Here is a 25,568-nt window from a genome sequence, read left to right on the forward strand (position 1 = left end):
GTTAGATGGCTTTTTTATTACGCTTTTGAAAAAGATAAATTTGAAAAGATGCGGTCACTTGTAAGTGTGCTTTCTGTTCTAATTGCATACGACGTTCTGGAGATGCCTTATAAGCATAGGGAGTCATAGCAATAAGATTTTTTAAAGCCTGCTGGTCAAGTACTAAAGGAGCATCAATAACCTGCTGTTCTTTCAACTCAAATAAATCTTGCAATTGTTCAACAAATTTCTGTGGTGTGTGAGGATTAACCTGTTCAAACAATGCCTCACGCATCGCATACAAATGATCAGATGCCGGAGTCACAACAATTAAATAACTATCATCTTTTAAAACACGCAGAATTTCCGTTTGGGGAATCGGGCTAAAAAGACTCGTACACACATCCATGCTTTGATCGATGACCGGTAAAGTTGCTCCTGTACCAACCACCCATGTCACTTTGTCATTTAACTTTGCTGCGCGTTGTACTGCATTTTTTGCAATATCTACACCTATACACTGTTCAACGACCTGTTGCATTGCACTGGTGTAATAGCCCTCACCACAGCCAATATCAAGTACCGTTTTAGCTTTAAGCTGTTTCAGCAAATGAACTACTGCTTGCTGTAAAGGTTGATAATAGCCACCTTGTAAAAAAGCACGGCGCGCATCTACGGACTCAGTAGTATCTCCCGGATTTTTACTATGTTTGTGCTGTACAACATGTAAGTTCACATAACCTTGCTTTGCAATGTCATAGCTATGCCCCTGTTCACATCGCCATGTTTTGCTTACCAGCTCAAGTCGTTGACGACACACAGGGCACATTAAATTTTGCGTAGTCACGTTTAATTATTCTCTTGTTCTTTTTGTTGTAAATAAGCCTTAGCGTGCATTCCAACAAATGTACGGCCTGCATTTGTTCCCTTAATCCATTCATCTACTTCAAACAAATCAAATAAGCCCACTTTAACTAAAGTTGGAATTGCGATCTTCAACTCTTCTTCAATTTGCCCTCTTTGCCCCGCATTATAGAGTTCAATATTATGCAGCATCGTCGCGACAGTTCCCGTTTGCACCTGACTTCCATCTTTAAGCACAACTTGAGGTAAGACTTCGCCCTCTCCAACTACTTTTTGATTAATTACAGATAATTGGTCTAGACCAGCAACTTTTGTCATTTACCTCTCCAATAAAAAAAGCCAGTAGAAACTGGCTTTATATTGACACCAAAATAAGTTCTAGCGCAATTTTAAGGTCATTAGGCCTAAAACAACCAGCATAATCGTAATAATCCAGAAACGGATGACCACTTGGGTTTCTTTCCAGCCTTGTTTTTCATAGTGATGGTGCAAAGGTGCCATCAAGAATACGCGTTTATTCCGCATTCGTAATGAGCCGATTTGCAGGAATACCGATACCGCTTCCATAACGAAAACACCGCCCATAATTGCGAATACGATTTCTTGGCGAACCATAACGGCAATGGTTCCAAGCATTGCGCCTAGAGCTAAAGCGCCCACATCACCCATAAAGACTTGCGCCGGATGTGCGTTATACCAAAGAAATGCCAAACCTGCACCAATCATGGCAGAACAGATCACCACAAGTTCAGAGGTATATTTCACATAAGGAATATGCAAATAGTTGGCAAAACGAATATCACCAGATAAATAAGCAAATACGCCTAAGCCCGTCGCTACCATAACTACTGGCATAATGGCTAAACCATCTAATCCATCAGTTAGGTTAACCGCATTAGAGGCACCATTAATTACTAAATAGGTAAATACAATAAATGCTAAACCTAAAGGAACAATAGAAAGCGGAATTGAAAGATTCTTAAAGAAAGGAATCAATAAATCCAGCATATTTGCTGTGTATTCTGCATTAGATTGTTGGGTAGCAATTAAATATAACGCAATACCAGCACCGAGCGATGCGACAGAAGTCCAGAAAAACTTCTTACGGGCAGGTAGACCTGCATTATCTTTATAGCGAATTTTAATCCAGTCATCTGCCCAGCCAACCGCACCGAACACAACCATTACACCAAGTACAATCCAAACATAAGGGTTAGATAAATCAGCCCACAATAAAGTACTAATACCAATTGAGAGCAGAATTAAAATCCCACCCATGGTCGGTGTACCCATTTTCTTAGCATGATTTTCAGGAGCAAATGAACTTACTGCCTGACCGTATTTTAACGCTTGTAATTTACGAATCATGATTGGTCCGAGAACCAAACCAATGGTCAGTGACGTTAATACACTGAGTAAAGAACGTAATGTTAAATAACGAACAACCTGAAACGAACTGTGATAGCCCGCAAGTTGTTCAAACAACCATAACAGCATTTAAAGTTTCTCCATCAAATCAGCCATCAACGTTTCCATATGAGTAAAGCGAGAACCTTTAAACAGGAAACTCATGGACTGGGGTTGATGTGTTTGGATTAGATTGATTAAAAATGGAAGCGCCTCAGCTTGAGTCTGAAATGCTTTCAATTTAGTAGAATGAAGACCTGCGCCTTCGAGAGCTGCTGAGGCAAACTGCCCAACTGCAACAATATGGTCTAAAGGAAGCTCAGCAAGATCGCGACCTAAATCGTGATGTTCTTGCCAACTGCTATCACCTAACTCCCCAATATCCCCCATCACCATGACTTTAATGCCATTTTGCTGAAGTAATACTTGTGCCGCAGCACGCATAGATGTTGGATTGGCGTTATAAGTATCATCAATAAATAAATGAGGCGCTTTTTGAATAAAATTCAAACGACCTTTTGCACCTTGTGCTTGCTCTAGACCTTTTACGATATCTTCCAAGCTAACACCTAACGCCAAAGCAAATGCTACTGCTGCAGTTGCGTTTTGCACATTGTGCTCACCCGCAAACGGCAGTCTTACAAAACTTGAACCTTGAGGCGTATGTAACTGGAAATTGACAGATTGTGGCAACAATTCAATCTCTGTAGCAAAGACATCACCACCAGCACCAAAGCTCATGATTTGATGGCTTTTGGCTGCTTCACGAATCTCAGCGGTAAAGTCATCTTGTTGCGGCACAATAGCAACGCCCTGAGGTAAAATATGACGATAGATTTCTGATTTAGCGCGGCAAATGCCATCACGCCCGCCGAACTCACCCAAATGAGCAGTTCCAATATTTAAAATGCCAGCAACATGCGGTTGAACAAGTTTTGATGTGTAATCAATTTCACCTTGATGATTTGCACCAAGTTCCATCACCGCATATTGATGTTCCTTTCGAAGCTCAAGCAACATCATCGGCACACCAAGGTCATTATTTAAATTGCCTCGGGTAATCAATGTAGGTGCTAAACGAGACAAAATACTTCCTAGCATTTCTTTGGTGGTGGTTTTACCACTACTACCCGTTAAAGCAATTACTTTCAATTGAGCATTTTGTTCACGACGATACGCACCAAGCTGCCCCAAAGCCAAACGGGTATCGGCAACGACAAGCTGAGCAATTTCTGCATCTATAGGCCGCTCGACAATAGCAACTTGGCAGCCATTTGCAGCCACTTGCCCGACAAAATTATGCGCGTCGAAACGTTCACCTTTTAGTGCTAAAAAGGCATCCCCACTTTCTGCATGACGCGAGTCAGTCAAAATACGTTTAATTTCAGTTTGAGGGATCTGGTCTTTATGCCAGTAACCCTGTGTTGCCTGTTGTAATTGTTGAGCTGTCCACGGTTCCAAAGGCACGGTACTGGTGGTTGAAGTATGCATAATTTTTCCTATTGTGCAGGGTAAGCAGCATCTACCGTATGATGTTGGGCATCAATCGCGGAACGCACTTCAACCACATCATCAAACCAGTGACGCACACCATTAATTTCTTGATAATTTTCATGTCCTTTACCAGCAATCACTACAATGTCACCAGCTTGAGCTTGCTCTGCAACAAATTTAATTGCTTCACGGCGGTCATGAATTTCATGCATACGATGCCCTGAAAAATCGATTCCTTGCTTCATATCAGCAAAAATTTGTTCAGGGTCTTCTGTTCTTGGATTATCTGAAGTCAGAATAACAGGGTTTGCGCCATCTAAAGCTGCTTGAGTCATGAGTGGACGCTTACCACGGTCACGGTCACCACCACATCCAAACACCGCCCAAAGCTGATTCGAAACATGACGCTTTAATGTTTTAAGCACTTGAATCAATGCATCTGGTGTATGCGCATAATCCACTACAAATAATCGCTCATCATCACGAATAACTTGCATTCGGCCTGGCGCACCAATTAGTTTAGGAACAAAATTAACCAATGCCTGTAAATCGAAACCAGCTTGCTCAGCAGCGATGAGTGCGGCAATTAAATTTTCAACATTGAAATGACCTAATAATGGGCTTTCTACCGCAAATGAACCTTGCTGACTTACTAAATTAAAAGTTGCACCCGCCAAGCTATAGCTTAAATCGGTAATGTAATAATCAGCTGTATTTTGAGTTAGTGAGTAAGTCAAAATTTTAGGTTGTGCTGGATTATTTTGGGCAGACTTAATCATCAAGTCAGCATGGGCATCATCTAAATTAATAACAGCGACTTTTAACGAATTAAACTGAAATAAACGCGCCTTCGCTTCTGCATAAGCTTCTAAAGTGCCATGATAATCCAGATGGTCACGACTTAAGTTGCTATAAACAGCAATTTCAATATCGCAACCATTTAATCGACCCTGTTCAAGACCATGTGAACTTGCTTCTAAAGAAGCAAAAGTTGCTCCCTGTTTAGCATAATCATGTAGCGCATTTTGTAACTGTAGAGCGTCGAGGGTAGTATGCGTAGAAGGCGTTAAGTTAGGTAAAATACCATTCCCTGTTGTCCCCATCACTGCACAGCGCTGCTGTTGTGAACTAATTAACTCAGCAATTAAACGAGAAATTGTTGTTTTACCATTTGTGCCTGTTACAGCTATAATCCGTAAAGGTTTTACTACATCAGCCTGTTGCAAATAACGTTTTTGCCACTCTCCCATGCGCTGACGCACATCAGGGCATACCCATTCATTTGCTACACCTAATTCGGTTTCGCTAATGACAGCCAACGCTCCATTTGCTAAAGCCGCTTCAGCAAATGTACGCGTTTTTTCAGGCTGGCTATAACTTGTCAAAGCAATAAAAATTTGGCCCGTTTCAACTTTACGACTATCTAAACTAAAGCCGTGAAATGGCTGTTGAGGCCATTGAGCATCAATTTCGATTGGATGAATTTCTTGAAAAGAAACAGTCATAGCTTACCTGCGAATAGGATTTTCTGGAGTATTAAGTGGCTTATCAAGCGGCACATTCATTAAGCGCAACGACTCTTGCATAATACGAGCAAAAACTGGAGCGGCAACCAAACCACCGTAATAGCGACCTTGTGGGTTTTCCACCACTACAATAACGGCTAAACGTGGATCACTAATTGGTGCGACACCCGCAAATAAGGCACGATACTCATTATTTGAATATCCTTTACCATCCGCACGCAATTTATGTGCAGTACCTGTTTTACCACCTACCCTATAACCAGGAATATTGGCTTGTTTTGCAGTACCACCCGGCATAGTCACTTGCTCAAGCATTAACAAAACTTGATCGGCAATTTTCGGATTTAAAACTTGCTCACCTTTAGGTGGCTGATCTAGTTTATGCAAGCTTAATGGCATTTTGACACCATGATTTGCAAGCATGGCATAACCTTGAGCCAATTGAAGGATTGTCGCGTTTAAGCCATAACCATATGCCATGGTCCCGATTTGAGAAGAGTTTAATTTATTAACAGGTAAAACCAGACCTGAACTTTCCCCAGGGAACCTTACTGCAGAACGCTTACCAAAACCAACACGATTAAAGAAGCTCGGCAAAGTTTCTTTCGGAAGTGATAATGCAATTTTTGCAGAACCCACGTTTGAAGACTTAATAATGACACCACTTACGGTCAAAGCCCCATAGTTATGGGTATCACGAATAGTATGCCAGCCTAAACGCATTGAGCCAGGAGAGGTATTTACAATCGTATTTGGCGTATATTGACCAGTTTCTAAAGCTGCAGAAATAGTAAAAGGTTTCATGGTTGAACCTGGCTCGAACATATCGATCGCACCACGGTTACGCATAGCATCTTTATTTGATAAGCCATTCTTATCATTCGGGTTATAAGATGGCCAACTGGTCATTGCCAGAATTTCACCCGTTTTAACATCAACTGCAATTGCTGTTGCTGAACGCGCATTGTTAGCCACACCTGCAGCCGTTAATTCACGGTACATAATGTACTGCAAACGTGAGTCGATACTTAAAGTGATATTTTCACCTGGTTCACCCTCACGAATTACCTCAGAAACTTTTAAACGGTTACCACGCTTATCGCGAATAATTTTTTGCTCACCGTCTACACCTGACAGTTGCTTATTCAACTGCATTTCCAAGCCTTCGATCCCTTGACCTTCACTATTGGTCAAACCAATAATTTGGGCATTTGGCTGAGGTTGCGGGTAATAACGTTTATAAGTTTTTTCTGCATACACCCCTTGGAAATTACCTTTCATAATGAGGTCAGCTTGCTGAGGAGGTACTTCTTTTTTCAAAACCAGATAGCGGGAACGCGGACGCGCATTCATCTGTTTTTTAAGATCAGCACGATCAACACCCACCACGTCGGCAAGTTCATCAAGATTTAAATTTTTATCTGGTAACTGGCGTTTTAATTTACGGTTGTTTGGATCTTGTTTTAGTTCAGCCGTAATTTGATCATATAAATGCTTGGTCTCAAAATAATCACGCGGATCAATCACAATTTTCATGATTGGACTACTAATCGCTAAAGGTACACCGTGGCGATCACTAATCACTCCACGCATAGCCTCTATACGTTCAGTACGCAAAATATTAGCATTGGCCTTATTTTGCAAAAAGTCTTTATTAATGACTTGAACATAAAATGCACGTGCAATTAATACCACAAAACACAGTAGCACGACTGCCCAGAGCAGATAAAACCGCCACATATCAAAGGCAAGACTTGGTTTTTCCGAAATAGACTGCTGTTTTTTTCGTGTTTGCTTTGTTCGCTTATCTACCATACAGCAAGGCCTTACTTATTTTGCTCTGAGGTCATCGGTAAAGAAATTACCACCGTTTCTGCAGCAGGTGGCGAAAACATTCGTAATTGTGTCACAGCACGTGTACCAATTTGAGCAGTCGCACCAAATGTTTGTTGCTCAATCAATAAACGCCCCCATTCAGCATTGAGGTCATCACGTTCACGCATATAAGAGCTTAACTCTCTATAATCATGACGGTATTCAAATACTTGAAATACCACCATCATGGCACTGATAAAAACCAATGCCACCATGACTGCATATACCACAACTTTTTTGACCACTTTATTTTCTGTGGTTTCGATTTCATCACTGCTTTTCATTACGCGCCTTTTTGTTCCAAGCGTTCAGCAACCCGAAGCCATGCACTACGTGAACGTGGATTCGCTTTTACTTCTTCTTCACTCGCACGAACCCGTGAAATTTTCTTTAATCTTCTCGTATCAACCTGCTGTTGAGGCATCCCCCAACCAGAATCTTCTGCTAGAGTTGATTCTTTTTGAATAAACTGTTTGATCAACCGATCTTCAAGCGAATGGAAGCTGATCACAGACAAACGCCCTTTTGGTTTAAGCAAGTCTACAGCTTGCGGTAAAAATACTTCAATATCATCTAGTTCTTTGTTAATAGCAATACGGATTGCCTGAAACGTACGTGTCGCCGGATGTTTATGCTTTTCCCATTTTGGATGGGCTGTTTTTACTATTTCAGCCAATTGCGCCGTAGTATCCAATTTTCCGGCCTGCTTAATTGCCCTAGCAATACGGCGACTATATCGTTCTTCACCATATTGATAAATGATATTTGCCAAATCTTCCTCTTCAACCTCAAGTAACCATTCGGCAGCAGTCAACCCCTTAGAGTTATCCATACGCATATCTAACGGGCCATCTTGCATAAAGCTAAAGCCGCGTTCAGCCTGGTCGAGTTGAGGAGAGGACACACCTAAGTCTGCCATAATTCCATCGACACTTTGCACCCCAATTTCCTGCATTTTTTCCTTAATATCAGCAAAACTTGCATGAATAATCGTAAATCTTGGATCTTCTTGTGCTAAAGCAGCCGCAACTTCCAGAGCTTGAGGGTCTTTATCAAAAGCATATACTCGGGCGTTTTCATCGAGTTTCGACAATAACAAGCGCGTATGCCCACCTCGTCCAAAGGTTGCATCGATATACACCCCAGTTGTGCGATCTGCCAATAAGCTTTCAACGGTCTCAAAAAGTAAGACAGAAATATGCGACATAGGAGTTAAATCATAGCGTAAAAATGTAACTGCACATTATCACCTTGTTTATGGCTAACACCAAACGGCTTTTTGTAGGAAAATATTAATTTTTCATAGAGAAAACCGTTTTCTTTTCATTTTTTAAGCAAAACAAAAAAGCAAGCTCACCTTTTCAGGTTCACTTGCTTCACTATAAAAAAGTAAACTAATTTTTAAAATTCTACTCTACCAATATTTTATCTACTGCTTTCCATCATAAATCTGATCAAAGATGGCTCCATTGGCAAAATGGGTTTTCTGAGCTTTTGCCCAACCGCCAAAAACATCATTGATCGTAAATAATTTAATTTTTGGGAATTGTGCTGCATATTTAGCAGCAACTTGAGGATTGCGAGGACGAAAATAGTGTTTAGCAGCCAACTCTTGACCTAAAGGTGAGTATAAAAAGTTGAGATAACCTTTTGCCAAAGTACGGTTACCGTCTTTGTCGACTGTTTTGTCAACAATAGCAACAGATGGTTCTGCCAAAATTGAAATTGATGGGTAAACAATTTCATATTTATCTTTATCGAGACCTTTCGTTGCCAATAGTGCTTCGTTCTCCCAAGAAAGTAGAACATCTCCAATTCCACGCTCAGCAAATGTAGTAAGCGAGCCTCGTGCTCCCGAATCTAACACCTTAACGTTGTGATAAAGTTTTTTAACCAGCTCTTTGGCTTTAGCATCATTTCCACCTGGCTGTTTTAAAGCATATCCCCATGCAGAAAGATAAATCCAACGCGGTGCCCCACCCGTTTTTGGATTAGGCGTAATAATTTCGACATCAGGTTTAGTTAAGTCATTCCAGTCACGAATATTTTTTGGATTGCCTTTTCTTACTAAAAACACAACTGTAGAGGTATACGGTGCAGAATTATTAGGGAATTCTTTTTGCCAGTTGGGCTGGATAAAGCCTGCTTTTACAATTTCATCAATATCATTGGCTAAGGCTAAGGTCACCACATCTGCCTCAAGACCAGTTGCTACAGCGCGAGCCTGTTTTCCTGAGCCTCCATGGGATTGTTTAAAATCCACGTCCTGTCCGGTACGTTGTTTCCAGAACTTTCCAAATGCCTGATTATATTCCTGATAAAACTCTCGAGTTGGGTCATAAGAAACATTTAAAAATGTAGTCGCCGCCTGCACAGCATTTACTGCTAACCCCATATATGTAGCGACTGCAATTATTGCTATTCTTTTCATTTATAAAAACCAATTTTACTTTTAATGTTACTATATTTTTATTTTTTTAGTTTTCAATCAAATAGTTATATAAATAAATGTTTTACTAATCACTTTAAAAGATATAGTTAACTCTAATTTTTCCTTCTCCTTTTTGAAAAGTTTTGTAATTATTCTTATAGTTTATTTATAGTCTTCACTTTATCTACACATTAATTTGTTAAATAATGAGACGTAATGGATACACATAGGCTACATTTAAAGGTACCAGCGTAAAATAAAGGTATTTTTTGTAAAAAGTGTGACATAGTTCTACTTTTTTATTAAAATTTATGTTTGAATCGTAGCGTTACCGTAATTTTACATTTGGTTAAACTCAAAAAATAGACGAAATGTACTGAGGGGATGAACAGAAAATGAAAATTCATTATGGAAAAGCTTTAAGCTTGGGTTTGGTGCTTAGTTTTGCATCGCAACTGTCTACAGCAGCCGTACTGAAAGATACACCAAGTAAAAGTCTTTCAGATAAACAGTCTTCACTTATTGAAAAAGCTTTAGATCAGCAAAAACGTAACACTATTGTACTTCCATCAACAGATGATGAGTTAAAAGTACTTAATACTATCCGTGTTACACCAACTCAAAACTTTCTTGCAGCACAGCATGAACGTTTTTCACGTTTTGTTCAGGCAATCTTCCAGCCGCACACTTCTTAATATTTGAAACGACCCCTCATCGTTTCAATTTCAGCCCAGACTGTCGTTAAATAAAACGTCAGAATACTGGGCTTTTTCGTTATAATAGTTCCAATTTTTATTTTGACCCATTAACTATGAAAGTTCGTACTCGTATTGCACCGTCTCCTACCGGTTTCCCACATGTTGGTACTGCCTACATCGCCCTATTCAATATGTGTTTTGCGAAACAGCATGGCGGGGAATTCATTTTAAGAATCGAAGATACAGACCAGCTTCGCTCTACGCCAGAATCTGAAAAAATGATTTTAGACTCTCTACGCTGGTTAGGCTTAAATTGGTCTGAAGGTCCGGATGTAGGTGGTCCTCACGCTCCTTACCGCCAATCAGAGCGCATGGGAATTTATAAGCAATACGCGTTAGAACTTGTTGAAAAAGGTCATGCTTTTTATTGTTTTGCTACAGCAGAAGAACTTGACCAAATGCGTGCCGAGCAGCAAGCTCGTGGCGAAACGCCAAAATACGATGGTCGTGGTTTAAAGCTGTCTCAAGAAGAAGTAGCTCGACGTCTTGAAGCGGGTGAACCTCATGTTATCCGTATGAAAGTGCCTGAAGAAGGCGTGTGTAAATTTAACGACTTACTCCGTGGGGAAGTTGAAATTCCTTGGGCACAAGTCGATATGCAAGTGCTTCTTAAAACAGATGGTTTACCAACCTACCATTTAGCTAACGTTGTTGATGACCATTTAATGGAAATCACCCATGTATTACGTGGTGAAGAATGGCTTCCATCTGCGCCGAAACATCAGTTGCTTTACCAATACTTTGGTTGGGAAATGCCAACGCTTTGCCATATGCCATTGCTTCGTAATCCAGATAAATCGAAGTTATCTAAACGCAAAAACCCGACCTCAATTAACTACTACCGTGATATCGGCGTTCTACCAGAAGCCTTACTCAACTATTTAGGCCGTATGGGTTGGTCAATGCCGGATGAAAGAGAAGTTTTCACATTACAAGACATGATGGATAACTTTGATATTCAACGCGTATCACTAGGTGGACCAATTTTTGACGTTGAAAAACTCAATTGGTTAAATGGTCAATGGATTAAAGGGTTAACCCCAGGACAACTATTAGACCGTTTATTGACATGGAAAAGTGATCGCAGCACTTTAGAAGACATTGCTGCCGCTATTCAACCACGTATTAATTTACTTTCTGAAGCTGTAAATTGGGCTGGTTTCTACTTTAACCATATGCCACAAATTACGGCTGAAATGTTTGAAAGTAAAAAATTGACTCAAGAGCAAGTTCGTCAAAGTTTACAATTCGCAATTTGGCGTCTTGAAAGTCAGTTTACTTGGAATAACGACACAGTTAGTCAAACTTTAATGGATTTGGCAAATCAAATGGGCATTAAATTACGTGACTTCATGCCAACGTTCTTTATTGCAATTGCTGGCTCAACAAGTTCAACACCAGTTATGCAGTCAATGGTTACGCTTGGCCCTGACTTAACCTTTGCTCGCTTACGACATGCACTAGAAATTGTGGGTGCACCGAGTAAAAAAGAGGTAAAAAACTGGGAAAAGCTTAATGAAAGTTTAAAATTGCCGAAAAATGAAGCAACTAGCGAAGCTTAATTCATTTTTTTATTGACGTGTGAGCGCATTCACCCTAATATTGCGCTCACACAAACTGGGGTCATAGCTCAGTTGGTAGAGCGCTACAATGGCATTGTAGAGGTCAGCGGTTCGATCCCGCTTGGCTCCACCAAGCTCCTTTGTGTTTGCCTCATCAAGTCCCTATCGTCTAGAGGCCTAGGACATCGCCCTTTCACGGCGGTAACCGGGGTTCGAATCCCCGTAGGGACGCCATTTTCTATTTTAAAAATTCCTTTTAAAGACTCTATCGTCACCTTCCTGTCTATTCTTTGACTGCTTCTTGATTGCACATTTGTCTATTTTATCTAAAATAGCGTCTTTCTCAAATTCTCTCAATGTGTAATATGCAGCCATCTGACAAACAACTAGATGCTCAGCATCAGAACAGTACTGCACCTTTAAAAAGAGCCATGAGTACCCGCCACCTTGTCATGTTATCGCTAGGTGGAGCAATCGGTACTGGTTTATTTTTGGGTTCAGGGGAAGTCATTTCACAAACTGGACCTATTGGCGCAATTATTGCCTATATTCTTGGGGGTGCAATTGCTTACATGGTCATGCTCTGTTTAGGGGAGCTGGCTGTACATATGCCTGTTTCGGGTTCTTTCGGTGCATACGCTCGAAAGTACATTAGTCCAAGTACAGGTTACATGATTTCATGGATGTACTGGCTAACATGGACAGCAACGCTAGGAACCGAGTTTACCGCCGCTGCTCTACTTATGCAGGAATGGTTTCCACAAATTTCAATGTGGATCTGGACACTTATTTTTGCAGTAACTATTTTCGGGTTAAATATCAGTTCAACCCGAGTATTTGCCGAGTCAGAGTTCTGGCTAGCGCTAGTTAAGGTCATTACCGTTATTGCTTTTATTGTGCTTGGATTATTAGCAATTTTTGGCTTAATTCCTTTCCACGGCGCTCAAACTGCTCCATTGTTTAGTAATTTAACTGCCCAAGGTTGGTTCCCACACGGTTTTCTTCCTATTTTCACCACTATGCTCATTGTTAACTTTGCTTTCTCTGGAACAGAGTTAATTGGCGTAGCTGCTGGCGAAACTAAAGATCCGGCTCAGAATGTCCCTAAAGCGATTAATGCTGCAATCTGGCGTCTTCTTATCTTCTTTGTAGGCACCATTATTGTAATTAGTGCATTACTTCCTTTCCAACTTGCTGGTTTAGGTGGTGACAACGTAAGTAATAGTCCTTTCGTTACCGTATTTAATTACATCGGTATTCCATATGCAGATGACATCATCCGTTTTGTTATTATTACTGCACTACTCTCAGCCGCAAACTCGGGACTATATGCAGCTTCACGTATGATGTGGTCTTTATCGGAGCAAAAACTCCTTCCGGGTGTATTTGCAACACTTTCAAAAAGCGGAACACCTATTGTTGCTTTAGTTGTAACGATGTTCGGTGCAATTCCAGGCTTATTATCAGAGCAATTTGCTCCTGAAACCATCTTTAAAAACTTGCTAGGTGTTGCAGCTTTTACTATGGTTATTGTCTGGATGAGCATTTGTTTAAGCCAGTTCAATTTCCGTCGACAATGGTACCGTTCTGGACATACGGTTAGCGATTTAAAATATGCAACACCGTTATTTCCTATCGTTCCAATTTTAGGTTTTCTTTTCTGCTTTATTACATGTTTAAGTATGGCAGCAGATCCTGAAATGCGTGCTGGCTTTATAGGTTGCTTAATTTTTACTGCCTTGTGCTATCTCAGCTACTTTATTTTCTATCGAAATAAAGCTTAAGTGTTTGTAATTTAAAAAGTGTAGCAAAAAGCTACACTTTTTTTTGCTTAGAGACTGGCTTTATATAATCTACCGTTGTAGATTTAAATTTATATTAAAAAACAATTCCTTGTATACAATGAAAATTATATTTATCCATGGGATGAATCAGCAGAATTACACAGCACATCGTTTAAAAGAGCACTGGCTAAAAGTATTTAAACTGGGCTTAAAACAATTGCACTGTAGAGTTAATTTAAGAGATCTACATATACATATGCCATTTTATGGCGATTTAATGACGAAGTATCAATTATCCAATCAACTTGATCTTAATACTTTACTTCCAAAAACTTTTAATTTTCATTTACCCATCCATTTACATCATCAACCATCAACACCCAAGGAACATACTCCTTTTATACCCCACCTTCCTCTTTCACCCGATCAACCAGCGCAAAGCTTATCAGAGCGTTTATATTTAACTTCACAGTTGGTGAAAGATCGCGTTCTTAAGGAAATGGTGGTTCTTTTAAATAATTTTCCGAAATTACATGAAAGCTTAATTCAGCAATTCTTGATTGAAACTTATATGTACTTATCTAATCCTGATTTTATGTATGAGGTTCATCAAAGAATTTTAAAACAAATGCATGATGATGAAGATTGTATTGTAGTCGCCCACTCTTTGGGTTCTGTAATTGCCTATCATTTATTATCAGATCCTTCCTATCAGTTTTCAGTACAGCGTTTTATTACCTTAGCATCCCCTCTTTCTTTTCGCGTCATACAAAGCAAACTCCCCACTCCCATTGAACGTCCTAAATGTTTAAAGGGCGACTGGTATAACTTTTATTCTAAAGATGACTTTTTAACCGCCTTTCCATTAAGTGAGGCACCTTTTAATTTTAATCCTCCCATTATTAATCAAGAGATTTTTACTTTTGCCAACCAACCTCATGAAATTGTCGGCTACTTACAACATCATGCTGTGGTAAAAACAATTATTGAGCCTTTCCAATAAAAAATATCTATAAACGTATATTTTTTCTACAATTTGAGTTATTTTTAAGCGCTTAACTGATTTTTTTAATATTTCTTCAGAAAACTATTTGACACTTTTATTAAATCGACCTAATATACGCCCACCTCTGAAACGTCCCTATCGTCTAGAGGCCTAGGACATCGCCCTTTCACGGCGGTAACCGGGGTTCGAATCCCCGTAGGGACGCCAATATTTTTCAGATGTATGCCTCATATAAGTCCCTATCGTCTAGAGGCCTAGGACATCGCCCTTTCACGGCGGTAACCGGGGTTCGAATCCCCGTAGGGACGCCAAATTCTAAAAAGCCACTGCATAACGACAGTGGCTTTTTTCTTATCTAGACAATAAAAAAGCTGATCATAAACCAGCTTCCCGTCACACTTATTTAATTTGCGATTCCAACTTGAATTTCCAGACGGCCTGATTGAACACGTAGCCCTTTTATTTCGAACTGATCTACCAGTTGCTGCACAAGCTCACGACTTTCTCTTAAAATATTAAGTCCCGGTAGAATACTAAAGTCGGTTAAATTTAAAAGTTTTTCTACCATCCATGAGCGGTTATTAATGAAATCAATAAAACCTGCTTGCTCAAGGTCAATGAACCACATGCGATGACCATCACGCTGAATACCCGGAATATCACGAATCAAATGATTAATCAGCGATGGAATAGGCAACATATTAATCACTTCAAAACCTACTCGACCAATACGGCGAACCGCCCAATTCGATAATGTTCCACCATGACGTATTTGCACATCCAGACTTTCATCCATTTGACGTAAGCGTAAGAACTTTTCTTGTCCAATGCGGCATTCCAATACTCGAAAATCTAAACTAAGCCGATATAGAAAACGGTGATAGTGCCCATCGATTTCAACCTGAAACCGATCATTGCCACATTGAACTTTAATATCATCAATTTCCGAACGATCTATGCGTTTACGAATTTGACTGTTTAATAGCATTTCAGGCAAATACAAATTCAAGGTACTTTTACCTAGAAAAGTACGTGCCATGATTAAGGCAACCTGTCTTGCAGTTTCACTTGTTTCAGACACCATATCTCTGACAGTCCCTGCTGCCAGATTAGTCATGCCCACCACTCCACGCTTTGTATGAGATGTCACTTGATCTAAAGCATCTAAGGCTGCATCAGCAACTTCAGCAAGATTACGTGTAGTATCACTAGCAAACCCGACGGCGTCTTGCGCATGCTGTAATGTTTTATGCAGCAAACGGCGTGAGAATGACAGTTTTATAGGGTCAGGATTCCCTGAAACTGTTGATGTCGTTGTAGGCTTCGACTTATTGTCATCTTCTTGACCCAAGTCCCTCTCCTTTTTATATTTCTTTCACATCCTATTGATGAGCATTTCAGCTCATTTCCAGTGTTGGACACACTTGGTTTTTATCTAGATTAGCATGCTCTACAGCATTATTTTAATTTTTATGTGTACGCATAAATCATCATTTTTTTATATACCATTGTTTCAAAAAAGTATTTTATATTGGATATTCACCTCAACTTTTTAATCAGCTACAAATTTTTTTCTTTCTTTGCATTTCCGTTAGAATAGATTCAAATTTAATGTGGAGCTGTCATGCAATATCGTTGCCCTCAATGTCAAAGTGTTAAAATTATGCCGGTGAGCCAAGGTGTTAATAGTGCTAAACCTGTTGTGCCTAAAAGCTTAGTGATTTTAGTTCCTGCCATTTTTGTACTTTTACTCTTGGTTGTGATTAGTATTTTTATGTGGATTTTTGGCAATGGTGCAGGCAGCTCTCTTCAAATTGCAACAGTAGTTGCATTTGTGGTTACTGTAGGTGCAGGTTTTATGTTCTGGCGCGATTTGCCTGATTTTAAATTGTCTATGCAAGCATTTATGCAGTCACAAAAACATTGGAAATGTCGTGACTGCAATCATGAGTGGGAAATTTAAAACTGTATTCACATCAGCTTAATGCTGATGTGAATGTATCTTGTCATTATCGTTATGCTCGTGTGAAGCATGTTGAGCAATATGCTGACAGTTGATCTCAGCATCATCTTCAATTTGCAATGTCACTTCACCAATACCATGCTCATGAGAAAGCATTTCAACTGCATCTTGATAGAGCTTATTACGGTCAGCTTCAGGCGCAAATAAGTGCACGGTTAAATGGATATTTTTAGACGTAATTGCCCATACTTTGAGTTGGTGAATACTCTCCACACCATTTAATGAAAGTAAATCTGCACGTAGCTTTTCAATATCGACTTCTTCGGGTACACCTTCGAGCAAAATATTAATACTTTGTTTAAGTAAAACCCATGTTCTTGGCAACACCCAAAATCCAATCAGTACCGCAATAAGCGTGTCAATCCAGTACCAATTAGTGAAGTAAATAATAATTGCACCAATAATAACGCCAACTGAGCCTAGTGCATCACTCAATACTTCTAGATAAGCACCTTTCACATTTAAGCTGTTATTGGCACTCGACATAAGAATTTTCATTGAGATGAGGTTTATTACCAAACCAATGGTCGCCACAATGAGCATACCTACACTTTGAATTTCAGGTGGCTGCGAAAAGCGGATATAGGCTTCATATAAAATATAAATTGCCACCACAAAAAGCATAAGTGCATTAAATAAAGCGGCCAGAATTTCAAAGCGCTGATAACCGAAAGTACGTTTATTATCGGCAGGACGTTTAGAAATCTGTATGGCAACCAAAGCAATTGCTAAAGCAGCTGCATCTGTAAACATATGTGCAGCGTCAGAGAGCAATGCCAAACTTTGTGTGATTAAACCTGCAATCACCTCAACAATTAAGAATGTCGTGGTAAGCGCCAAGGCAATCGTTAATTTTTTAGCATTACCTTCAGTCACTACAGCATGACTATGATCATGACCATGATGTCCACCCATTTTGCGGACTCCTTTTTATTTATCTTTATGGTGAGTTAAAAGTAAAGATGAAGACATCATTACCTTTAACTCTTACAAACACTTTTTCGACTTAAATTTTGTAATCAAAAAAGATATCTCAAATCGATGACATTATGAATGCTCAACACTTTTCGTCTTGCCTTCATTCATCCATCGATAAATGACCGGTAATAAAACCAAAGTTAATATCGTAGATGAAATAATGCCACCAATAACCACTGTTGCCAAAGGCCGCTGAACTTCTGCACCAGTTCCTGTTGCCAAAGCCATTGGAATAAAACCAAGTGAAGCAACACAAGCCGTCATAAGTACCGGTCTTAAACGTAAGATCGCCCCATTCCACGTGGCTGTTTGAATATCAAATTTTTCTCTAAGCTCTTTAATAAAGCTCAGCATCACCAAACCATTCAAAACAGCGACACCAGATAATGCAATAAACCCAACACCAGCCGACATGGACAGCGGTATATCTCTTAGCCAAAGGGCAATCAGGCCACCCGACAAAGCAAACGGCACGCCGCTAAACACCAGTAAGCTTTCTTTCACATTATGGAATACAGCCATGAGTAGAATGAAAATCATAGCAAGCGCCAATGGAACAACTATTTTCATTCGCGCAGCAGCTGAAGCTAAATTTTCAAACTGACCGCCATATTCCAACCAATAACCCGCTGGCAGTTGTTCTTTTGCGAGTGTTGTTCTTAACTCTTGAACAAATGACCCTAAGTCACGGCCTTCTACGTTCGCAGTAATAATGACACGGCGCTTCCCATTTTCACGTCCCACCTGATTTAGGCCTGAGGTACGTTCAACTTTAGCTACATCTTGAAGTTGGATAAGTCCACCATTTGGCAACTGAATCGGAAGTTGAGCTAAGTTTTGGATGGTACGCTGCTGGTCTTCTAGGCGAATTTCAAAATCAAATCGTCTATCGCCTTTTAAAATCTGTCCAACATTTTGTCCACCAACACTTGCAGCAACAATATCTTGAATAGCTTTGGCAGATAATCCGTATTGCGCGGCCAGAGGACGATTAATTTCGACACTCAGCACCGGTAAACCGCTAGTTTGTTCTACCTTAACCGCGGTAGCGCCTGAAATTTTTTGCACTTTCTGAGCGAGTGCCTGTGCCTGCTCATTGAGTACTTGCATATCGTCGCCAAAAATCTTGACGCCAATATCACTACGAATCCCTGAAATTAGCTCATTAAAGCGTAGCTCAATCGGTTGAGAGAACTCACTGTTATTACCCGGTAAGGTTGCCAAGAAAGCTTCCATACGTGAACGTAGCTCAGCTAGCGTCTCTTTCGGGTTTGGCCATTGATCATGCGGTTTAAGCAAAATGACCGCATCAGAGATATTAGGCGGCATCACATCAGTTGCAACCTCAGCTGTCCCTGTTCGAGCAAAAACAGCTTTCACCTCTGGAAAGTTTTTCAAAATGAGCTTTTCAGTATTTTCCTGCATTCGCAGTGATTGCTCGAGACCAGTACTCGGTGAACGCATTTGCTGCAATGCAAAATCACCTTCACTGAGCTGCGGAGCAAATTCACTACCCATTTGGGTCGCTAACACACCTGTGAGCACTAAAATACTTAATGCAAAACTAACAACTACTATCTTAAGCTGATAAGCCTGATCGAGGATATCTCGGTATTTCTGCTTTAAAAGCTGCATCCAACGTGTTTCTTTTTCTTTCACTTCACCTGTAACAAAAAGAGCAACTGCCGCAGGTACAAATGTCACAGAAAGAATCATGGCACCCAATAATGCCATCACCACTGTCATCGCCATTGGATGGAACATTTTGGCTTCAACACCAGATAGGGCAAAAATAGGTAAATAGACCACCAAAATAATCATTTGCCCAAAAATAAGTGGTCGACGGGCCTGCTTTGCTGCAAGGAAAACTTCTTTAAATCGCTCAGCTCGTGTAAGAGGCCGGTGTAAAGCATGCTGTGCTTCTGCCAGACGTCGAATACAGTTCTCTACAATAACTACCGCGCCATCCACAATAATCCCGAAATCAAGCGCTCCTAAGCTCATGAGGTTGGCACTAATGTTTTGCTCAGCCATCCCCGTCAGAGTAAACAACATCGATAATGGAATAACACAAGCCGTAATTAAAGCTGCGCGGAAATTTCCTAGAAAAATAAACAAAATCACAATAACCAGAATCGCGCCTTCTACAAGGTTCTTCTGCACCGTCGCAATTGCTTTATTTACTAAGCTCGTCCGGTCATAAACCGTCTCAATTTCCACTCCTTTAGGCAAGGTAGATTGTATTTCCTTAATTTTGGCATCAACCGCCTGAGCAACTGTACGGCTGTTTTCTCCCATCATCATCATGGCAATGCCAAGAACGGTTTCCTCACCGTTGTAAGTTGCAGCCCCTGTTCTTAAATCGTGTCCAATAGAGACATTCGCCACATCTGCCACGCGGATCGGCAAACCATTTTTGGTACTTACAGTAATGTTTTGAATATCTTCAACACTACTTAACATGCCCGGCACACGAACGGTGAGTTGCTCTCCGTTTTCTTCGATAAAACCTGCACCGCGATTTTCATTATTTTCTTGCAGAGCAGTTTGAAATTCATTGATTGAAATCTGAAGCTGCTGCAAACGTTTTAAATCAGGTGACACAATATAGGTTTTATTGTAGCCACCGATACTGTTAATTTCGGCCACGCCTTTCACACGCTGCAATTGAGGACGTACAATCCAGTCCTGAATTTCACGTAAATCCATGGCTGTATAGGCGGTGCCATCTGCTTTCTTAGCGCCTGTTTTTGCTTTTACCACCCATTGGTAAATTTCACCCAAGCCCGTTGAAACAGGAGACATGATAGGATCAACTGATTCGGGTAGTTGGCCGTCCGCTTCTTGTAAACGCTGGTTAATCAGTTGTCTTGCCCAATAAATATCTGTCCCATCTTTAAAAATGATGGTGACTTGGGAAAGCCCATAACGAGAAATAGAGCGAGTTTGTTCCAGATTTGGAATTCCTGCCATCGCATTTTCAATAGGATAGGTAATCCGCTGTTCGACCTCTAAAGCGGTATACCCATTGGCTTGAGTATTAATCTGGACTTGGGTATTGGTAATATCTGGAACGGCATCAATAGGGAGTTTTTGATAACTCCAAATGCCAACACCAATCCACGCCAGAACAAATAGCATGACCCAAATAGCATTTTGAATAGCAAACTGAATAACTCTGTCAAACAGTCCTTCTGGCTTGGGCAGCTCAGGCTTATTAATGTCCATGCTCAGCCTCTCCTTTTTCCAATTCGGACTTCAGTAAGAAGCTGCCTTCTGCAACATAGCGCTGGCTTGGATTTATTCCTTTTACAACTTCAACCCATTGACCATCTTTAGAACGTTGGCCCAGCTGTACAGTCACAGGTTCAAACTCAAAACCTGTTTTGACCATTTTTGGTGTAAAGATAACGTCTTTACCTTCGACTTGTTGAACTGCTTGCGCTTTTACACGAGTCACTTTTTGTGTTGATCCTGCATTTAGCTCAACATTAACCATCAAGTTTGGACGCAGCTCACTGCTATTTGCCAAAACTTTGGCACGCACTTGTAAGCGTCCAGTCTGAGCATCTGCCTCTGTTGTTAAACTTTGAACCTGAGCAGAAAATGTATTCCCAGTTTGTAAAGATTTAAATTCAATCTGTTGATTTGGCTGTACATTGATATTTGCATTGCTTGGTAAAATAAATTCCAGCCATAACCGATCAAGCTGATTAATAATAAAAAGCTGATCTGCTAACTGTACGTTTTCACCCACTACAATATCTTTATTACTCACGATACCCGCAATTGGCGCTGTTAAGGTATAACGCCCTGCTGAACCAGAACCTGCCCCGAATGCACTTAAGCGCGAGCGAGCTGCTTTAACCTGAATTTGTGCTTGCTGATAGGCGTTATAAGCTCGTTGATAATCTTGTTTCGCAGAAATTCCTTGAGACCATAAGCTACGTTCACGCTCATAGTCCTGACGTGCTAACTCAAGATTAGACTGGGCTATTTGCAAATTGGCTTGCTGATCGACTAAATCTGGCACTAATAAGCTTGCAAGTGCCTGGCCTTTTTTAACTTGTTGTCCTAGTTCAACATATACCGCTTCGACACGACCACTAAAACTTGGCGAAACATGGGCTTGGCGGTCAGTATTGACTACTAGTTTGGCTGGATAAGTCTGAAGTTGAGGAACTTCACCTAGTTCAGCTTGTTCAATTTTTAAATTTTGTTCCTGCATTTGCTGAGCAGTGAGTAGTAGTGGTTTTTCTCCCTCATCATGGTGTTCTTCACCCTCTTCTTCAGCATGCCCGTGGCCTTCCGATGGTTCCGAAGAATTAGATTTATTTTTTGAATTTAAAACGAGTAAACCAATTAATATTGCAGTAATGGCAGCAATTACTCCAACCCAAAGCCATTGAGAATTTTTCTTTAAATTTGCCGACATTATTATTCTCCTGCCTGAGTTGGGAATGTTTGAGCTTGTTGCCAAGCACGTTGATTAAGTTGCATTAAGGCATCTTTCGCCATGATCTGTTCTGGCTCTAGCCCAAGACGTAAACTTTGAATTTCAATTGAATTTTGCCAAGCCTGTTTTAATAGCTCGACTTTACGTAAGCGCACATCTTGCAACTGCATTGTGGCTTGCTGCACATCGGTAACCGCAAACTTACCCAAACGGAAACCTTGCAATGTTTTTTGTTGAACCTGTACGGCAAGAGGAACTTGCTGATCATTTAATTGCTTGAACTGAATATGTAAGCCATTTAACTCTGACATCAGAGTTTCAATATCCACTTGATTCTGCTGTCGATAAAAGCTCTGTTGTCGTTGAGACAGCTCTTGTTTGGCCTGAGCAATCTTGATTCCGTATTGTTGACGATTAAAAAGATTTAAAGGAATTTCCACCCCTAAGCGGATTTGATTTTCCGTACGCTGCTCTGGAGAACGAGTGTTATTCACCCCCAAAGTTACCGTAGGTTGTGGCCTTGCTTTTGCCTTAAGCTGTTGAATAGTGGCTTGCTGCGCAAGAGCATCTAGTTGAAAAGAGCGCTCTAGCAAATTGTTTTGCCGATCTTGACCAGTATCTACATCCGCTGCCAATACCCACAGCTGATTAGAGCTTTGAGATAGTTGGATCTGATTTGAATCACCGCCCCATAAGTTGGCCAGTTGCTGTTTAGCAACTTGTAGTTTCAAATCGACCTGCTGATATAAACGCTGGTTTTCCAAGTGAGACATACGTACTCGATCTACATCAACCTGAGCAATACCCCCTGCCTGATAACGCTTTTCCGATGCAGACAAGTTCTCTTGGCTAACGGATAGCTGCTCTGCAATAAGAGACTTTTCAAGCTCAAGCAAAGCCACTTGTGACCAGAAATATTTAACGATTAATCCAAGTTCAGCTTGATAACGCTTCTCAGCCAAATCAATTTTTGATATTTCCACTTTTGCTAAGTTTTGCGCAGCCTTACGTTGTCCAAAAATATCTAAAGGCTGAGAAATACCTATCGCAAGTTCTTTTTCTTGGTCACTCTGCAAACCTGTTTGCTCAATAGAAAGACTTGGATTTGCCCATAAGCGACTTTGTTTTAATTGCGCCTCAGCCATTTGCTGCTGTACCTGCCAAACACCTTGTTGAGTTTGATAACTTTGTGCTCGCGCTAATGCCTGTTCAAAACTAAAAGCTGCTTTTTGGGTATAAGAGCCCTGTTGAATATCAGAAGCAGCATTTGCCATTTGTCCCGCCAATAACATGACAATAGACAGGCTTGAGATGGTTACAACCTTTTTCAACGTTATCTTAACGTTACAACCCAATAAGTCGGGATGGCTCACCCGATTTGAAAAAATAGAAGACATGTTTTAGCCCCGCAATAAATAAAAGATGCGGTGGGCTTTTTTTGGCTACCCCACCTATAGCGGGGTTAAAACAGGAGGCGGTTTTAAGGCACTAAGATGTGGAGACTGATAAGAATTGGACCAATGATAAATTTGTGAAAGTTCATGAACATGCAAAACAGGGGTTTGTGCTTGTTTTGCAACTTCTGTCATGACGACATGAAAACATGTCGGTAAATGATCATGATGGTCTTGTAAGTTTAAAGGTGCTTTATGAGCAGCATCTAAAGTCTCAGTATGTTCAACATGGGTATGAGAAGACGTTTGATATACATTTAAAGCTGCATGATGACCAAAATGATGTAGTGCTTTTTCTTGATTTTCATGCGCGCAAAAAGCCGCTGCTATATTCCATAAACTCTGGAATATAAGCAAACAGAATAAGACGGACATGAAAATTGCAGAACGTGGCAACAGTACACCATGGCTGTTAGAAATTGCACGAAGCAACTATAGCAGGCGAGCTACATGTAATAAAATTACAAAACGTTGATTTATGGGTTCCATTCTTAACCCATATCTTTCCTAAGTTTTTTAAAAATAATTTTTAAGAGTAATGTTCATGTATAAAACATTGACCACTTGCCTACTAATAACTTGTCTTGGCTTAAGTGGATGTGCAACTTCTATATTATCGACTGCCCTGCCGAATGAGACGACTGAGGTCCAAACAACTATTTTAAAAACAGATCAAATTATTGCACTTGGGCAAGCCGTTAAAAACCAGCAAGAACAAGGCGTCGTATTTATAGGTCAAGACTTTAATTATTTAATGACCGAAGGAAGTTCAGAATTTTTAAATATCATTAAAAATATTCCTGTAAATCAAAGAACTTTAATCATTCCATCTCCTCTGCTACTTGAAATGGATGATCCTACGCATTTTCATGGTGAACTCAAGTTTCAATACAATATTCCCGCTTCAAAACTCTCTGATCAACAGAAAGAAAATTTAAAAAATTTAGGGTTTAAAAATCATTTTATGGTTATGGAGAACCAAACACAGCTTTTATATCCCTACGCTATTATTCGTTTTAAAGGCCAAATTTATCAAACCAGTCCTACTTTAAAAGTCCAACAAACGATTCCAACTCCATATCCAATCGCCTTACAACAAAAAGATGAAATAACCAAGAAACATCCGTTTAAACGTGTAACGCGTATGGCGCTTTATCCTTTAGCGATGGCATTTGATATAGTGACGGTAGCTCCTTCTCTCATCTTGTCAGATTTACGAGGTGACTTTACTAAATAAGCACCCTTACCATTCTAAAAACAAAACCAGCCCTTAGGCTGGTTTTGTTTAAGAAAATTTCTTTTGTTTGATATTTATAAATTTTCTCAATTTTTTTATTTTGAATAATCATTTGTTCTTAAACTTTTTAAATTCTATTTTCACGTTTGTATACCAATACTTTTATAGAAATTTCGCTAAGCGTAAAAACACGTGTAACTTTTATGTAAGCTAAAACTTCATCATTTTTCATCCAAATGCGCTATATCAGATTTACAAAAAATAACATAAGATTTTCATATAAGGGACTAGCTTAAAAGTGTGAGTCAATTCAATCAAATTGAGGAACAAGGGGAGACTGTCATGAATATGAAAACAATCAAGCATGGGCTTAATCACTTGTTTGCCTTTGAAAACTTACCAGCCGATATGCATTCACAAGCTGAGGATGAAATTGAACAAGGCTTACGCTTTGAAGAGTTAGCCATACAAGATCATGAACGTATGCAGAATTGGTTAGATATTACCCCAAATGACCGCAATGCGATGTGGTGCTACCTCCGTGCAGCTTTAAGAGGTAATGCTGACGCTTCCTTTAAACTTGGTATTGGCTATTTAAATGGTCAATTTGGTTTAGATAAAAACTACACTGAAGCTGAAAAGTGGTTAAACAAAGCAGCAAGTCAGGGACATCCTGATGCTGAACGTTGCTTACAAGAAGCTTTTAGTAAACTTGCCTTCTAACAAAAAACCAG

Annotated in this window: 22 protein-coding genes and 4 tRNA genes; 11 read left to right on the forward strand and 15 right to left on the reverse strand. The window is 40.1% G+C overall.

Features of this window, described 5'->3' with window-relative positions; all coding sequences use genetic code 11:
* Window position 1 precedes the first annotated feature (1 nt).
* From EG365_RS06590 to EG365_RS06630, 9 genes are all read right to left on the reverse strand, one after another.
* Window positions 2–826, reverse strand: coding sequence for a putative RNA methyltransferase (locus EG365_RS06590; RefSeq protein WP_002022249.1), 825 nt, complete (start codon window positions 824–826; stop codon window positions 2–4).
* A gap of 2 nt (window positions 827–828) precedes the next feature.
* Window positions 829–1,161, reverse strand: a complete 333-nt coding sequence (locus tag EG365_RS06595) for a hypothetical protein (protein WP_000169602.1) — start codon at window positions 1,159–1,161, stop codon at window positions 829–831.
* Between the two features lie 60 nt (window positions 1,162–1,221).
* Window positions 1,222–2,340: a phospho-N-acetylmuramoyl-pentapeptide-transferase gene (mraY, locus tag EG365_RS06600; protein WP_000928089.1), complete on the reverse strand. Its 1,119-nt coding sequence runs from the start codon at window positions 2,338–2,340 to the stop codon at window positions 1,222–1,224.
* Window positions 2,341–3,741 (reverse strand): UDP-N-acetylmuramoyl-tripeptide--D-alanyl-D-alanine ligase, encoded by a 1,401-nt coding sequence (locus tag EG365_RS06605; protein ID WP_000557517.1) that lies wholly within the window; start codon window positions 3,739–3,741, stop codon window positions 2,341–2,343.
* 8 nt (window positions 3,742–3,749) lie between these two features.
* A complete protein-coding gene (locus EG365_RS06610) occupies window positions 3,750–5,249 on the reverse strand; it encodes a UDP-N-acetylmuramoyl-L-alanyl-D-glutamate--2,6-diaminopimelate ligase (RefSeq protein WP_000218539.1) in 1,500 nt (499 codons plus the stop codon).
* Window positions 5,250–5,252: 3 nt separating this feature from the next.
* The gene (gene ftsI / locus EG365_RS06615; protein ID WP_000227936.1) at window positions 5,253–7,085 is read right to left on the reverse strand and encodes a penicillin-binding protein PBP3; all 1,833 of its coding nucleotides are present in this window, start codon (window positions 7,083–7,085) and stop codon (window positions 5,253–5,255) included.
* A gap of 11 nt (window positions 7,086–7,096) precedes the next feature.
* On the reverse strand, window positions 7,097–7,429 hold the full coding sequence (ftsL, locus tag EG365_RS06620) for a cell division protein FtsL (RefSeq protein WP_000842465.1): 333 nt from the start codon (window positions 7,427–7,429) through the stop codon (window positions 7,097–7,099).
* Complete coding sequence (gene rsmH, locus EG365_RS06625) at window positions 7,429–8,352, reverse strand: 16S rRNA (cytosine(1402)-N(4))-methyltransferase RsmH (RefSeq protein ID WP_000018346.1); 924 nt, start codon at window positions 8,350–8,352, stop codon at window positions 7,429–7,431. Before rsmH ends, ftsL begins: the two co-directional genes overlap by 1 nt.
* 222 nt (window positions 8,353–8,574) lie before the next feature.
* Window positions 8,575–9,576 (reverse strand): sulfate ABC transporter substrate-binding protein, encoded by a 1,002-nt coding sequence (locus EG365_RS06630; RefSeq protein ID WP_000820793.1) that lies wholly within the window; start codon window positions 9,574–9,576, stop codon window positions 8,575–8,577.
* A 395-nt stretch (window positions 9,577–9,971) separates the two neighbouring features.
* Between EG365_RS06630 and EG365_RS06635 the strand changes: the two genes are divergently transcribed.
* From EG365_RS06635 to EG365_RS06670, 8 genes are all read left to right on the forward strand, one after another.
* Entirely contained in the window at window positions 9,972–10,271 is a 300-nt protein-coding gene (locus EG365_RS06635; RefSeq protein WP_000690905.1) for a hypothetical protein, read from the forward strand.
* Window positions 10,272–10,387: 116 nt separating this feature from the next.
* Window positions 10,388–11,896, forward strand: coding sequence for a glutamate--tRNA ligase (gene gltX / locus EG365_RS06640; RefSeq protein WP_000868422.1), 1,509 nt, complete (start codon window positions 10,388–10,390; stop codon window positions 11,894–11,896).
* 57 nt (window positions 11,897–11,953) lie between these two features.
* A tRNA-Ala gene (locus EG365_RS06645) sits at window positions 11,954–12,029 on the forward strand.
* Window positions 12,030–12,054: 25 nt separating this feature from the next.
* Window positions 12,055–12,130: transfer RNA gene (locus EG365_RS06650), tRNA-Glu, on the forward strand.
* A 131-nt stretch (window positions 12,131–12,261) separates the two neighbouring features.
* Window positions 12,262–13,680, forward strand: coding sequence for an amino acid permease (locus EG365_RS06655; protein ID WP_001183129.1), 1,419 nt, complete (start codon window positions 12,262–12,264; stop codon window positions 13,678–13,680).
* A gap of 118 nt (window positions 13,681–13,798) precedes the next feature.
* Window positions 13,799–14,683, forward strand: coding sequence for a hypothetical protein (locus EG365_RS06660; RefSeq protein ID WP_004644145.1), 885 nt, complete (start codon window positions 13,799–13,801; stop codon window positions 14,681–14,683).
* Between the two features lie 134 nt (window positions 14,684–14,817).
* Window positions 14,818–14,893 (forward strand) — tRNA-Glu (locus EG365_RS06665).
* Window positions 14,894–14,921: 28 nt separating this feature from the next.
* Window positions 14,922–14,997: transfer RNA gene (locus tag EG365_RS06670), tRNA-Glu, on the forward strand.
* A 92-nt stretch (window positions 14,998–15,089) separates the two neighbouring features.
* Here the strand turns inward: EG365_RS06670 and EG365_RS06675 are convergent.
* Complete coding sequence (locus EG365_RS06675) at window positions 15,090–16,037, reverse strand: hypothetical protein (RefSeq protein WP_000529524.1); 948 nt, start codon at window positions 16,035–16,037, stop codon at window positions 15,090–15,092.
* 273 nt (window positions 16,038–16,310) lie between these two features.
* Between EG365_RS06675 and EG365_RS06680 the strand changes: the two genes are divergently transcribed.
* Window positions 16,311–16,649: a hypothetical protein gene (locus tag EG365_RS06680; protein WP_001200011.1), complete on the forward strand. Its 339-nt coding sequence runs from the start codon at window positions 16,311–16,313 to the stop codon at window positions 16,647–16,649.
* Window positions 16,650–16,667: 18 nt separating this feature from the next.
* Here EG365_RS06680 and EG365_RS06685 read toward each other — a convergent pair whose 3' ends face one another.
* The 5 genes from EG365_RS06685 to EG365_RS06705 all read right to left on the reverse strand — a co-directional run bounded on the left by EG365_RS06685 (window position 16,668) and on the right by EG365_RS06705 (window position 23,993).
* A complete protein-coding gene (locus EG365_RS06685) occupies window positions 16,668–17,624 on the reverse strand; it encodes a cation diffusion facilitator family transporter (RefSeq protein ID WP_000508760.1) in 957 nt (318 codons plus the stop codon).
* A 132-nt stretch (window positions 17,625–17,756) separates the two neighbouring features.
* Window positions 17,757–20,915 carry an efflux RND transporter permease subunit gene (locus EG365_RS06690; protein ID WP_000353990.1) on the reverse strand — a complete coding sequence of 1,053 codons (3,159 nt, stop codon included), beginning with the start codon at window positions 20,913–20,915 and terminating at the stop codon, window positions 17,757–17,759.
* Complete coding sequence (locus EG365_RS06695) at window positions 20,905–22,122, reverse strand: efflux RND transporter periplasmic adaptor subunit (RefSeq protein WP_001275653.1); 1,218 nt, start codon at window positions 22,120–22,122, stop codon at window positions 20,905–20,907. The genes EG365_RS06690 and EG365_RS06695 overlap by 11 nt, the downstream gene beginning before the upstream one ends.
* Window positions 22,123–22,124: 2 nt before the next feature.
* Window positions 22,125–23,540, reverse strand: coding sequence for a TolC family protein (locus EG365_RS06700; RefSeq protein WP_004644142.1), 1,416 nt, complete (start codon window positions 23,538–23,540; stop codon window positions 22,125–22,127).
* A 54-nt stretch (window positions 23,541–23,594) separates the two neighbouring features.
* Window positions 23,595–23,993, reverse strand: a complete 399-nt coding sequence (locus EG365_RS06705) for a cation efflux protein, CzcI-like (RefSeq protein ID WP_001138085.1) — start codon at window positions 23,991–23,993, stop codon at window positions 23,595–23,597.
* 148 nt (window positions 23,994–24,141) lie between these two features.
* Between EG365_RS06705 and EG365_RS06710 the strand changes: the two genes are divergently transcribed.
* Window positions 24,142–24,834 (forward strand): hypothetical protein, encoded by a 693-nt coding sequence (locus EG365_RS06710; protein ID WP_000278578.1) that lies wholly within the window; start codon window positions 24,142–24,144, stop codon window positions 24,832–24,834.
* Window positions 24,835–25,176: 342 nt separating this feature from the next.
* Window positions 25,177–25,557 (forward strand): tetratricopeptide repeat protein, encoded by a 381-nt coding sequence (locus EG365_RS06715; RefSeq protein WP_001056509.1) that lies wholly within the window; start codon window positions 25,177–25,179, stop codon window positions 25,555–25,557.
* Window positions 25,558–25,568: the final 11 nt, after the last annotated feature.

The organism is Acinetobacter sp. FDAARGOS_494, assembly GCF_003812225.1.
Taxonomy (GTDB): Bacteria; Pseudomonadota; Gammaproteobacteria; order Pseudomonadales; family Moraxellaceae; genus Acinetobacter; species Acinetobacter baumannii.